Origin of the sequence: Paenibacillus sp. GP183, assembly GCF_900104695.1 — a bacterium.
GTDB lineage: Bacteria > Bacillota > Bacilli > Paenibacillales > NBRC-103111 > Paenibacillus_AI.
In genome coordinates this window covers 1,004,886-1,017,721 of record NZ_FNSW01000001.1, presented here as the reverse complement: position 1 = coordinate 1,017,721, position 12,836 = coordinate 1,004,886, and the positions used below count along the sequence as shown (strand labels likewise).

The 12,836-nt window shown below is 44.9% G+C and carries 15 protein-coding genes and 1 riboswitch; of the genes, 12 read left to right on the top strand and 3 right to left on the bottom strand.

The features are described 5' to 3' along the window. The first annotated feature begins 100 nt into the window (after positions 1-100). From BLV33_RS05005 to BLV33_RS04970, 8 genes are all read left to right on the top strand, one after another. Positions 101-973, top strand: a complete 873-nt coding sequence (locus BLV33_RS05005; protein ID WP_090788839.1) for a patatin-like phospholipase family protein — start codon at positions 101-103, stop codon at positions 971-973. Between the two features lie 58 nt (positions 974-1,031). Further along, positions 1,032-1,141, top strand: a riboswitch (TPP riboswitch). Positions 1,142-1,264: 123 nt separating this feature from the next. Then, on the top strand, positions 1,265-2,332 hold the full coding sequence (locus tag BLV33_RS05000) for an ABC transporter substrate-binding protein (RefSeq protein ID WP_090788837.1): 1,068 nt from the start codon (positions 1,265-1,267) through the stop codon (positions 2,330-2,332). Between the two features lie 27 nt (positions 2,333-2,359). Next, positions 2,360-2,653 carry a thiamine-binding protein gene (locus tag BLV33_RS04995; protein WP_090788835.1) on the top strand — a complete coding sequence of 98 codons (294 nt, stop codon included), beginning with the start codon at positions 2,360-2,362 and terminating at the stop codon, positions 2,651-2,653. Beyond that, on the top strand, positions 2,650-3,411 hold the full coding sequence (locus tag BLV33_RS04990) for an ABC transporter permease (protein ID WP_090788834.1): 762 nt from the start codon (positions 2,650-2,652) through the stop codon (positions 3,409-3,411). Before BLV33_RS04995 ends, BLV33_RS04990 begins: the two co-directional genes overlap by 4 nt. A gap of 16 nt (positions 3,412-3,427) precedes the next feature. Further along, positions 3,428-4,231, top strand: coding sequence for an ABC transporter ATP-binding protein (locus BLV33_RS04985; RefSeq protein ID WP_090788833.1), 804 nt, complete (start codon positions 3,428-3,430; stop codon positions 4,229-4,231). 164 nt (positions 4,232-4,395) lie between these two features. After that, complete coding sequence (locus BLV33_RS04980; RefSeq protein WP_366414845.1) at positions 4,396-5,025, top strand: TatD family hydrolase; 630 nt, start codon at positions 4,396-4,398, stop codon at positions 5,023-5,025. Positions 5,026-5,131: 106 nt separating this feature from the next. Then, positions 5,132-6,022 (top strand): IS1595-like element ISPaen5 family transposase, encoded by an 891-nt coding sequence (locus BLV33_RS04975; RefSeq protein WP_086558112.1) that lies wholly within the window; start codon positions 5,132-5,134, stop codon positions 6,020-6,022. Positions 6,023-6,081: 59 nt separating this feature from the next. Then, positions 6,082-6,645, top strand: coding sequence for a DNA-3-methyladenine glycosylase I (locus BLV33_RS04970; protein WP_090788832.1), 564 nt, complete (start codon positions 6,082-6,084; stop codon positions 6,643-6,645). 72 nt (positions 6,646-6,717) lie between these two features. Here BLV33_RS04970 and BLV33_RS04965 read toward each other — a convergent pair whose 3' ends face one another. Then, positions 6,718-7,017: a hypothetical protein gene (locus BLV33_RS04965; RefSeq protein WP_090788830.1), complete on the bottom strand. Its 300-nt coding sequence runs from the start codon at positions 7,015-7,017 to the stop codon at positions 6,718-6,720. Between the two features lie 146 nt (positions 7,018-7,163). Further along, on the bottom strand, positions 7,164-8,903 hold the full coding sequence (locus BLV33_RS04960) for a sensor histidine kinase (RefSeq protein WP_090788826.1): 1,740 nt from the start codon (positions 8,901-8,903) through the stop codon (positions 7,164-7,166). A gap of 187 nt (positions 8,904-9,090) precedes the next feature. On the opposite strand from BLV33_RS04960, the gene BLV33_RS04955 reads away from it, so the two are divergent. From BLV33_RS04955 to BLV33_RS04940, 4 genes are all read left to right on the top strand, one after another. Continuing rightward, positions 9,091-10,047 (top strand): hypothetical protein, encoded by a 957-nt coding sequence (locus BLV33_RS04955; RefSeq protein WP_090788824.1) that lies wholly within the window; start codon positions 9,091-9,093, stop codon positions 10,045-10,047. Between the two features lie 68 nt (positions 10,048-10,115). Beyond that, entirely contained in the window at positions 10,116-10,994 is an 879-nt protein-coding gene (locus tag BLV33_RS04950; RefSeq protein WP_090788822.1) for an aldo/keto reductase, read from the top strand. A 125-nt stretch (positions 10,995-11,119) separates the two neighbouring features. Then, positions 11,120-11,758 carry an NUDIX hydrolase gene (locus BLV33_RS04945; protein WP_090788820.1) on the top strand — a complete coding sequence of 213 codons (639 nt, stop codon included), beginning with the start codon at positions 11,120-11,122 and terminating at the stop codon, positions 11,756-11,758. Positions 11,759-11,771: 13 nt separating this feature from the next. Continuing rightward, the gene (locus BLV33_RS04940; protein ID WP_090788818.1) at positions 11,772-12,422 is read left to right on the top strand and encodes an HAD family hydrolase; all 651 of its coding nucleotides are present in this window, start codon (positions 11,772-11,774) and stop codon (positions 12,420-12,422) included. A 213-nt stretch (positions 12,423-12,635) separates the two neighbouring features. On the opposite strand, the gene BLV33_RS29200 is transcribed toward BLV33_RS04940, so the two are convergent. Further along, on the bottom strand, positions 12,636-12,800 hold the full coding sequence (locus tag BLV33_RS29200) for a hypothetical protein (protein ID WP_171909018.1): 165 nt from the start codon (positions 12,798-12,800) through the stop codon (positions 12,636-12,638). Positions 12,801-12,836: the final 36 nt, after the last annotated feature.

The following is a 12,836-nucleotide window of genomic DNA, read 5'->3' as shown; positions in this document are numbered from 1 at the left end:
GAATTTCTTTTTTTTGTCAAATCCTGTACAATAGAGGAAAGTGTAACTGATACAAATGAAAATACAGATACAAGCTTAAGGATAGGTGATGAGAAGGCATATGAATGGTATTGGTTTAGTGCTTGAGGGCGGCGGTATGAGAGGAGTCTATACGGCTGGAGTACTTGATTACTTAATCGACTATGATTTGTATTTCCCATATGTGGTCGGTGTTTCGGCTGGAGCCTGTAATGCAACTTCCTATATTTCCCGTCAGCGGGGCCGTAACAAGAAAGTGACAATCGGATACATAAAGGACCATCGGTACTTGAGTTACCGCAACTTGTTACGCGAGAAAAGTATGTTCGGTATGGACTTCATCTTTAATCAACTTCCCAATGTGCTCGAGCCTTTTGATTTTCCTGCCTTTTATTCCTCGGAACAGCGTTTTGCCATAGGTACAACAGATGCTGTTACAGGGGAGACGGTTTATTATACGAAGCATGATTTGATGGAGAATACATCAACTATCCTCCGAGCCTCCAGCAGTCTTCCTTTTATTTCCCAGCCAGTCGTGTTTGAAGGACGCACCTTGTTTGACGGCGGCCTTGTCGATCCGATTCCTATCAAGCAGTCCATCAAGGATGGAAATGAGCGTCACGTGATTATTTTAACGAAAGAAAAAGGTTATAGAAAATCACCATTCAAGCAAAAATGGTTCGCCAAAAGTGTCTATCCCAAATACAATGGGCTTGTGGATGCACTGGTGAATCGCAGCCAAATCTATAATGAATCGCTGGAAATAGTAGATGAGCTGGAGAAACAAGGGAAAGCCTTGGTTATTCGTCCTTCTTCGCCTATGATGGTGAGCCGTGTGGAAAAGAATGCAGATAAATTGCAGCTGCTTTATGAGCTTGGGTATGACGATGCCGAGCGTTCATTGACGAAATTTGATGAATGGGCTGAAGAAGAATCCAGGATGATTAAATTGTAAGGATAAAAGAAATAGCATTGCAATTGCCGGAAAGTTGATGTATCTTAAATGTACAACCAAATAACCCACGGGAGCTTGAGGAGTCAGGCTGAGATTGTGACCAAACTGTCACTAACCGTTAATCTGATCTGGGTAATGCCAGCGTAGAGAATAAGATCAAATGCACATCCGTTCGGTTCATTTCCGAGTGGATATTTTTATGCAAATGCCTTACCAATTGCGCTCATAAGACGCCCACGGATACCGGGGCGTTTTTTATTTGGTAACAAACAGTTGGAGGAGAGATACAGCATGAAGTGGGGAAAAATGGCATCCGTGCTAATGATGAGCTTGACCGTTGTTGTCGCAGGCTGTGGAGCAAAAACAGACAATAATGGGAATTCAGCAACAGCAACATCAGCAGCCACAGAAAAACCTGCGGCAACAGCGGCAGCAAGTACAAAGCCTGCCAAGCTGACCGATGTTAAGATTGTGCTCGATTGGACACCGAATACGAATCACACCGGGTTGTACGTGGCGAAGGATCAAGGTTATTTCGAACAAGAAGGTTTGAATGTGGAGATTATTCAGCCGGGAGATGGCGGTTCGGAGGGCATGGTAGCAGCCGGAAAAGCTGAATTTGGCGTTAGTGTTCAAGAGAGTATTACCAATGCGCGAATTCAGGGAGTTCCGATTGTATCCATAGCTGCCATCATTCAGCATAATACTTCCGGTTTTGCTTCCCCGGTAAGTAAGAACATTAAAACGCCTAAGGATTTTGAAGGTAAAACTTACGGCGGTTACGGGGCACCTGTGGAAATGGCGGTCATCGAATCCTTGATGCAGCAGGAGAAAGCGAATGTCAGCAAGGTGAAGGTCGTCAACATCGGATCCGCTGATTATTTTACTGCGGTTAAGAGAGATATTGATTTTTCCTGGATCTATTATGCTTGGACAGGTGTAGATGCGGAGCTTCGCAATGAGCCGATTAATATGATTTACTTGACCAAATATTCGGATAAACTGGATTACTATACACCTGTACTTGCGACAAGCGAGAAGATGATTAAGGAAAAACCTGAAATCGTCAAGGCTTTCACTGCTGCTGCGGCAAAAGGTTACCAATTTGCGATTGACAAGCCTGAGGAAGCAGCCAATATGCTGCTGAAGGCCGTGCCGGATCTGGACAAAAAGCTGGTGATTGCCAGCCAAAAATGGCTCAGTCCCAAGTACAAGGATGATGCACCGCGTTGGGGTGAGCAAAAGAGAGCCGTATGGGATAACTATGCCACCTGGATGTTGGATCATAAGCTGCTCGAAAAGAAGCTGGATGTAGATGCTGCATTCACCAACGACTTCTTGCCCGGGTCCAAAAAATAATCAAAATCGCTCAAGGAGGCGTATCGTATGGCTAATGCACTGGTAAGTATTCAAATCATTCCAAAAACCAAGAACAATGAAGATGTCATTCCTTATGTGGACCGAGCGATTGAGGTGATCGCGAAGTCCGGTGTCAAGCACCAGGTAAGTCCGCTGGAAACGACCATGGAGGGAGAGCTGGATCATCTACTTCAGATCATACAGGACATGAATGCAGCCATGATCGAGATGGGCAGCCCGAGCGTCCTGTCCCAGGTGAAGATTCTATTCAATCCATCCGGTGCTTCCATGGATAAATTAACGGAGAAATATCGTCCGTGAATCGTTCGAACTGGATCCAGGCAGTATGGCCGCCAATATTAGTGGTCATACTGCTTTTGGTCGTTTGGCAGTTATCGACAATATGGCTGCAGATTCCGGGCTGGCTGCTGCCTGCACCGCTGAAGATTTTGTCAGAAGGCCTTCAGTCGCTGCCGACCTTGCTGAAGCTAACAGGTTCAACGATTCAAATGACGTTACTCGGATTTGGAGCAGGTGTGCTGATTGGACTGCTAACAGCCTGTGTACTGCATCTGGTACCTGGATTTAAAGCCGGATTTTATCCACTGCTGATCCTGACTCAAAATATCCCGACTATTGCTCTCGCACCCTTGCTGGTCATCCTGTTCGGATTCGGTTTGCTGCCTAAAATCATCGTCATTACATTAGTATGTTTTTTCCCGATTTCCATTGCAACGATGGACGGATTCATGCAAACGGACCGGAGCATGTATACATATATGCAAATGATCGGAGCATCCAAGCGGCAGCTATTTATGAAGCTGGAGCTGCCCAATTCCTTGCCCTTTATCTTTTCCGGATTAAAAATCTCAGCCACCTATAGTGTCATGGGTGCAGTTATCGCCGATTGGCTCGGCAGCGGCAAAGGAATCGGCATCTATATGATGCTGCAAAAAAATAACTATCGGGCGGATCGCGAATTTGTAGCCATTTTCATCATTGTTTGCTTGAGCTTATTGTTCTTCGCCTTAATTGTTTGGCTCGAAAAGCTGCTGATTCGTTGGAATGTCAAATCCTAGGAAAGGGGAAACGTCCATGTCCGAACGTATTTTGGAGCTGAAGCATGTCCAGCATACCTATACGAACAAGAGCAAAAGCGTACAGGTGCTGTCCGATATCTCTCTGCATGTGGATAAGGGTGAGTTTGTTTCCATAGTAGGTCCTTCCGGAAGCGGCAAAACAACGCTCTTTCAGATTATCGGCGGATTGATCACGCCTTCTTCAGGTGAAGTTTGGCTTGAGGGCAGCTTGGTCACCGGCCAAAAGGGGCTTATCAGCTACATGCCGCAGCAGCCGTCTTTGTTTCCTTGGCGTTCTGTAGAGTCGAATGTAGTTCTGGCGCAAGAGATAGCAGGGGCAAGCCTCAGTGAAGCTTTAGAAGAAGCCAGAAAATGGCTAGGCCGCGTAGGGCTCAGCGGATATGAGCAGGAGTTTCCGCATGTGCTGTCAGGAGGAATGCAGCAGAGAGTCTCTTTTCTTCGTGCTTTGCTAAGTCCGCAAGAGCTGATGTGTCTGGATGAGCCATTCGGGTCCCTGGATGCGCTCACTCGCCAGGAGATGCAGGCATGGCTGCTGGATATATGGGAAGCGAACAAGAGAGCGGTTCTTTTCGTAACCCACAGTATTGAAGAAGCTCTGTATTTATCGGACCGTATCTATGTGCTGTCCAATAAGCCGTCAAGCATTATGAAGGTGATTGAGGTCCCTTTTGCCCGTCCGCGACGGGAATCCGTCATGCTGGATCTTTCCTTTCAACAACTGAGGCAGGAGATCTATGCGATTATGAAAAAAGAGCAAGGCAGGCTGCACAGCATTCCTGTATCGGGGGAAAGCCTTTGATCCGCGGTATCGATGCTCATATTCATTTGGATATGTACGAGGAACCCGAATTGGTTGAAATACTATCCAATCTTCCCACGATGCAGATACATGGGTTGATCGCTGTCTCCAGGCACTTGGAATCCTGCAAAGTTACCGATTCATGGAGCAACAGATAACCAAATCTGGTACATGCCGCTTATGGCTACCATCCCGAACAAGATGTCGCTGGAAAAGAAGAGAGGGAGCAGCTCTTTGAGTGGATTTTGCAGCACGCTTCTCAGATGGTTGCCATTGGTGAAGTGGGTTTGCCCTATTACAGGAGGCAGGAAGCTGAAGAGAAGGGTCTCGTTTTTGAACTCGAACCTTATCTGGAATTATTGGAGCGGTTTATCACTATGAGCGCGAGCTTACATAAGCCGATTGTGCTTCATGCGGTCTATGAAGATGCAGATCTTGTTTGCGATTTACTGGAACGGCATCGTGTGAAGCAAGCCCATTTTCATTGGTTCAAAGGAAGCAAAAAAACGATCCAACGAATGATCTCCAAAGGTTACCACATATCCATTACACCTGATGTGCTTTATGAAGCAGATATACGCCAGCTGGCCGCACAATATCCGATCGAGCTACTGATGGTTGAAACGGATGGTCCCTGGCCATTCGATGGACCATTTGAAGGAATACGAACACATCCGGGCATGATCATTAATGTCATTAAGGAAATTGCTAAAATCAAACATATATCTGAACAAGAAGCAGCAACTGCCCTTATGTACAACACTGGACAGTTTTACAGACTCGATATACAATAGAGAGAACTGATGTTCTGACTATGCACTCTGCTCAGGAACAACTTTCAATACGAACATACGTGTGATAAAATGGAAATATCAAACATACGTTCGGAGTGATTGGAAGATGGCAAAAGCAGTTGAAATGTCATTAATCAAATTTCAAAAAGAATTTCGAACCGAGGAAGACTGTGCGTCCTACCTTTCGGCTCAAAAATGGAAAGATGGTTTCCAATGCCCACGCTGCAAACATGAGAAATACTACTTCATTCAAAAACGAAGACTGTACGAGTGCCAGCAGTGTGCTCATCAGACCTCCGTGACCGCGGGAACCATCATGCATAAATCTAAGTTGCCTCTACTGACCTGGTTTTGGGCGATTTACTTAGTTGTCCATGATAAGCGAGGTCGGTCAGCACTAGCACTTTCTGACGTTCTCGAAATCAACTACAGAACGGCGCTACGCTTGCTGCGCAAGATTCGAGAGGCGATGAGGGCCCAAGATGCCAACTATCAATTAAGTGGTTTAGTGGAAATGGACGACGCTTATTTCGGCGGACGCAAATCAGGAACAGATGGCAGAGGCACTGGAAAAACAAAAGTCGCCATCGCTCTATCCACAGATGAAGAAGGCCGACCTAGGCATCTTCGAATGAAGGTCATTGAAAAGGTCAGCATTCAGGAGATCCATCGAGTAGCTGAAGAATGCATAGCTAAAGGCTCCACGATCCATTCCGATGGTCATCCTTCCTACAAACAATTGAATACAATGGGCTTCCACCACATCAGCAAAAACTACTACCAAGAAGACAATGAAGAATTTCTCAAATGGCTTCACACTGTGATCAGTAACGCAAAAGCTTTCGTCGAAGGAACCTACCATGGGCTTGGTTCCACATACTTGCAGACGTATCTCGATGAATTTTGCTATCGATTTAATCGTCGTTTCTTTGTAAAAGAATTATTCGGACGACTTCTGAATGCTTGCCTTGTTTCTGCCCCTTTCGCTGTTTCCTGAGGTATGTGCATAGCCAGAACTGATGTTCTTATTCTTTTGGAGAAGGAGTCGATAGTGCTGTGTGTACAAGATGCGGTTGGGTCAATCAAGACCCGATTTATGTGGATTATCATGACCATGAATGGGGGATACCTGTCCATGATGACCTTAAATGGTTTGAGATGTTGAATTTGGAAGGCGCGCAGGCCGGACTCAGCTGGTATACGATACTTAAGAAGCGTGAGAACTATCGCGAAGCCTTTGATCAATTCCAGCCCGAGAAGATCCTTTTGTATGACCAAGCGAAGATCGAGCAATTGATGCAAAACCCAGGAATCGTCAGAAATCGATTGAAAATAGAAGGCGTTGTGAAAAACGCCCATGCTTTTCTTCGCGTGAAGGAAGAGTTCGGCAGCTTTGATGCCTATATGTGGCGTTTTGTCGGTGGAGAGCCGCTGATCAATCAGTGGGCGGAGCTGCGGGACATTCCCGCAACAACGGAACAATCCGATGCGCTGAGCAAGGATCTAAAGAAAAGAGGGTTCAAATTCGTGGGCTCCACGATTTGTTATGCACTCATGCAAGCAACCGGGATGGTGGATGATCATACCGCCAGCTGCTTTAAACGCGTCCAGCGGCCTTAACGATCTATTGAGGCTGCTTAAATGTAGAGAAGGCTCCCACCAAAGGGAACCTTCTCTATTTGTTTCTATATTTCAGGCATATTGGAACTGCTTTTCTTGGAGGTTTACTTTGATCAGGTGAATTCTCTTGCGAACGTAAAAATCCAGAGCAGCTCCGGATAGTTCTCCCGGGATAACAGCTTCATTCGTTTCATTGTCGATAATGGATACGGAACCATCCTCATAAAACTTAAAGGTATAATCGCAGTATTCTCTATGTTGTTCATCCAGAATATCCTCAATTTGTGAAGGCAGTAAATGCTCGCTGTTACATAATGCCTGCTGGTACCAATAATCTCGTTCAATAAAACGGTAATTGTGACTGGGAACCATGTTAACAACCTCCTTCAAATAATGAGAACATTTGTTTGTTTTTATTATAGCAAACATTTGTTCTTATTGGAAGGGGTAATTTCCCTATATTTATCCAATTTATTTCAAAACACAAAAAGAACTGCCCTCGAAGGCAGTTCATTCAATCATTGCATTTGGATGGATATTTGGAAATTAATATAACCGTCTTCACAATGCACTTCAATCCTACCTTTATATTTCAGGATGGTTTCTTTGACTACTGCTAGGCCTACACCATGATGATCGCCTTCGGATTTGGTTGTATAGCCGATTTCAAATAATTTTTCCTTATCGGCTTCAGCAAGCTCGCCATCGAAAGGATTTGTAACCGAGATGAATAAGGAGCTCGCCTCTGACCAGCCGGTTACACGAACATCTCGTTGTTCCGGAGGGAATTTGCCCGCTTCATCAAAGGCATTATCGATCAAATTGCCTATGATTTTAACGATATCAACTGACTTGATGCCCAGAGTCAAGCCATCCAAACCTGTGAAAGAATAGCGGAAGTTGATTTTGGCGCGCATCGCAACAGCAATTTTAGCTTGGATCAGCGCAGCTATGGCGGGATGGCCGATTTGAATGATGTCTGTAACTTCATCAATTTCTTCAATTAACTCCTTCATATATTTCAGCTGAGCTTCTCGCTTGCCATGAGACAAAAGTGCATAAATGGTTTGAACATGATTCAGGAAATCATGCCGCTGACCGCGGATGGCCGCAAACATCATATCCATATTTTGAATATACAGCTCTTGAGTCGATTGGACCGCCGATTCTCTCGTTTTAGTCATGTACCGGAATGCAAAGTAAAGCAATCCAAAGCTGCATATCGTTAAAATTAAAAATAGTGCGGCCGATTGAAAAAGCATGCTGTTCAAAGTATCCTGAATGGCTTTATAGTCGGAAACAATCGTAATGACATAGGGTACTTCTCTTTGGACTGAGCTAAGCTGCTTCACCTGTACGGGAACAAATGTTTTGAGGATTGGCTTACCAACCCAGTTGGTAACGATGCTTACCGGCTTATTCAAGTTCTCGGCTTTTCTGGCGTTATCGACATCACTTGCATCTATGACGGTATACTGTCCAAATAGGACGGTTTTGTCATAAACCGATACAAATGGAGATCCTGCTGCATCTTTATATACTTTGGGCGAAGTCCCGAAAGTATTTGCATTCAACCCGGCTATTTCCACAATATCCGGATTAGAGTCCATTGTTTTTTTAATGATCGAATTTGCACCCGTAATATTTTTAAAAACATCTATTCTTCGCGCATTAACAAAGGTACAAATGATATAATCGGTAGTTCCATCATAATAATAACCGAATTTAGACTTATCGCTTGTGCCTGAGGCTGGAACTTCATAAGGACCTGTCCAAAAGTTGGGCAGTTTTTTTCCTTCTGAAATCGTAACGTTATGGTCATTGAAAAGCTGGTTAAAAGCCGTAAACCAATAGCCTAAATCCTTTGTAGGCAGGTCAATTTCCGCAGGTTCGGAAGATTTGGTAACGACAATATCATCTCCAACCCTTTGCATTAATGAAATGCCATCTACGCCCGTTTGATTTTTAATCGCCAGCAATTGTTCATTCGTCACCCTATTAATATGAGGATCGAGTTCGGATTTGGCATAGAGAGCCACTGACCTGAGATTTTCTCCAATAACATCCTCAACGTAGAAAGAACCTTCTTCCGAATGCTCAATAGAAATGCGGATTTGCTCAGCAGTTGATTTCATTTTTTCCGATACAGCTTCAGTCAATGATTTTTTGGTGAACCAGTAATAGGATGTATTGTTGGCAATCAACAGCAGACCTATCAACAAGAAAAATATAAGCAAAATTCTAGAGTTGATTTTCATTCTGTTTCACGCATTCCTTTTATGTAATCAGCATCAGCAAACCTATTATATACCAAAGTAGAAGCTAAAACATGTTCTTTTTAGGAGCCAGTTGCCAGGTAATTCACAGTTCTTGCCTGTGTCTTGAAACCACACTGTGTTTAAAATCGTCAATAAGGGTAATGGCTATTAGGGAGGTGGAGGCAGGATGTATATAGAAATCAATAAAAAAATCGTTGCCGCAAGAGAGCAAGGCAGACTGCAGATGATCTGGAATGAACGTCTTCACAATCTGGAAGAGGAGCTGAAGGAAAGAGAACAGCAAATCCGAATGTGGGAACTGCAGCTGAAGAAAGAGGAAGAAGATGTGGAAAAGCTGAAGGGTATTTCTTTTTCCAGCTTTTTATATACGATCCTGTCAAAGAAAGAGGAACGCCTTGAGCATGAGCAGATGGAAGTACTGGAAGCCAAGCTGAAGCATGATGAAGCCAGCAAGGCCACGGCAGCCATACGCACCGAAATTGACGAGCTTAAAGCGAAGCTTTATGAAGTTCGTAACTGTCAAATGGCTTTAGAAGATGCGACGGCCCGGAAAGAGCTGCTGATTGAGCAAAATGATTCCGTCACGAGCAAAAAGCTTCACGAATTGGCTGAGCGGCGTGCGGAGTTGGAAATAAATATCAAAGAATTGAATGAAGCCATCGCCGCAGGGAAATCAGTGTCAGATAACCTGGATCAAGCAAAAGTTGCGCTGCACGCTGCCACCAATTGGGGGACGTTTGATATGCTGGGCGGAGGACTGCTCGCCACTCATGGCAAACACAATCGGCTGGATGAAGCCATGGATTATATTCAAAACGCGCAGAAAAACTTGGGCCGATTTGAAAAAGAGCTTCAGGATGTACACTTGACACTGACCATCGAGCTGGATGTAAATTCTTTTCTTCGCTTCTCGGATTATTTCTTTGACGGCTTGATTACAGACTGGATCGTACAGGGCAGAATTCAAAACACCTTAGCCCAAGTGGAATCCAAAAGCTCCGCTGTAAATACGATTTTATGGGAATTGGAAAATGAACGAAGAAAATGCGATACGGAGCTGGCGGCCGTGCAGAATGCATATTCCTCACTGGTTGAAACTACGGAAGATGAAAACAATGTATAAACTCCAACAGGTATTACTTTTACAAACAAAAACTATTCGATATAATAAGCAATAAGGAGGTGTTTCGTATGGAGTATCGCAAGCTGGGAAAGATTGGATACAACAGCTCAGTCGTTATGTTTGGAGCTGCAAGCTTAGGAAATGTAAGCCAGGAGGAAGCGGACGCTTCCATCTCTTTCGCTCTTGAGCATGGCGTGAATCACTTTGACACTGCTGCAAGCTATGGAGAAGCGGAGCTTCGCATGGGACCCTGGATGCCGCGAATTCGCGATCAGATTTTTCTCGCATCCAAGACAGGCGAGCGCAGCTACGACAAGGCCAAGGCGGAGATTCACCGTTCCTTGGAGAGGCTGCAAACGGATACGCTGGATTTGATCCAGCTGCATGCTGTAGGCAGCATGACGGAGTTGGATCTTTGCACCCGAAAGGGCGGCGCGATTGAAGCTGTAGTGGAAGCCAAAGAGCAGGGACTTGTGAAAGCGATTGGCATCACGGGACATGGGCATTCTGCACCTGCAGTACACTTGGAGGCTTTGCGCAGATTTCCGTTTGATACCGTGCTGCTTCCGCTTAACTATTACCTGTATAGCCTTCCGGAGTACAGGCATGATTTTGATTTATTCATGGCTGAAGCTGACAAGCAAGGAGCCGCTGTCAGGGTTATCAAAGCGATTGCCAAGGGCCCCTGGGATGAGAAACAATCCCGCAATTACGCCACTTGGTATGAGCCGTTTGATCAGCAGGAAATCATCGATGCCTGCGTGCACTTCGTGCTTTCATTTCCCGGCTTGAACGGATTTGCCAGCGCGGGCGATGTGCATTTATTCCCCAAGATCGTGGAGGCGACCGAACGGTTTGGGTCGATGAGCAGCGATGAAGCGAATCGGATCCTGAGCGCCTTGAGCGGCTATTCTTCACCTTTTGAAGCGCCGACCTCGATAGCATAATGAACGAATGGGGCTATCCTCAGCCATAAAAAATGGCTATCGGGAAGCCCTTTTTTAGTTAAAAGTGGCCTATCAATGGGCCATGTGCCTTTTACTTTGCTGAAAGGGATGGAGAAGCGCAGCTAATGCTCAATCATGATGAGATATTTGACATTTTCAATGATCAAATGGAGCGAGTGGGTACAGCCGGCAGGTTGGAGGTCCACGCCAATGGTTGGTGGCATCAAACCTTTCATTGCTGGATTATAAGCCTGCGAAATGATCAGCCTTCTTTACTGCTTCAGCTTAGGCATCCGGATAAAGATACATTTCCGAATTTGCTCGATATCTCCTGCGCCGGCCATTTAATGGCCGGAGAAAACGTGGAGGATGGAGTGAGGGAACTGGAGGAAGAGCTTGGACTTCAGGTTGCTTTCAGCAGCTTGATTCCATGCGGGATTTATGCGGAAGAAGACGCCCTTCCCGAAGGCCGTATGGACAGGGAGTTTTGCCATGTATTTCTTTATCGATGCGATCAACATATTTTTGAATACCGGATTCAGCAAGATGAAGTATCCGGTCTTTACTTCGTTGGATTGAAAGATTTCGAGTCTCTCATTCAAGGAGCCGCACAAACAATTCCTGCCGTAGGTGCTAACTTATCAGTCGATGGACAGCTGGAAGAAAGGCTTTTGTATATAGCTTCAACGGATTTGGTCCCGCATGATGTCAATTATTACAAGCTTTTATTTAATGCCATTAATCAAATCGATCCGGATAAATAAAGGGGCGAAAACATTGTTCAAAGCTTGTATTTTTGACATGGACGGTGTCATTATCGACAGCGAGCCGATGCATTTTGAAATTGATTTGATCATGACACGCCAACTTGGATTGAACCTTACTCATGAAGATCTCGAAAAGTACGTGGGGATGACCAATCCCGCGATGTGGAAGTATATCAAGGAAGCGCATATGCTTGAGCCTTCCGTGGATGAATTGAGTCGCATGCAAATGGATATGAAGCTGCGCATATTCAAAGAAAGAGATGAAAAGCCTATTGAGGGGATCGTTCCCCTTCTCCAAGCTCTGAGAAGTGACGGTTACCCGGTTGGGCTTGCGTCTTCATCACCTGTTCTTTTCATTCAAGCAGTAATTGAAAAACTGCAGCTTCAGCCTTATTTCTCCGTGATCGTAAGCGGAGAAGAAGTACCTCAGGGTAAGCCGGCTCCAGATGTTTTTCTCAAAGCAGCGCAGCTGCTGCAGGTTGAAGCCGAGCATTGTGTGGTTATCGAGGATTCCCGTAATGGAGTGGCCGCGGCAAAGGCTGCCGGCATGACCTGCATCGGCTTCATGAATCTAAACTCCGGCCTGCAAGATTTAACCAGGGCTGATTTTATTGTTGATTCAATCACGCAAATAACGGTGTCCAAACTGAAAAACCTATAGAGGAAGTGAAAATCCTGGAATTTTTATTTTACTCCATCGTCTTCTTTCTAATGGCTTTTGCATTGGTGGCTACCATTTTAGTGGGGGTTTCCAGGAAAAACAAAGAGGGCAATCCCGAGTATGATCAAAGGAAAGCCCCCAACATCATAAGACTTACCCTGTTTTATGTGATTGCCATAGTAGGCGGGTACGCTTTATTTGCGTATTATATGTTTAGGTAAAATAGACAGTCGCTAAGTTTACATAGGCAATATAAAAAACAACGGAAAGAACGAGCAGCAGAATACCTGGCAGTTTCTTGTTTTTGAATAACAAGAGCAAGCCGAAGCTGAATGCCGAACCGATAATAAGCATCGCAAAAAATGTAAAAAAGCTCATGGTTGACCCTCCTTAAAGTTTTGCCTTGGCAAAACT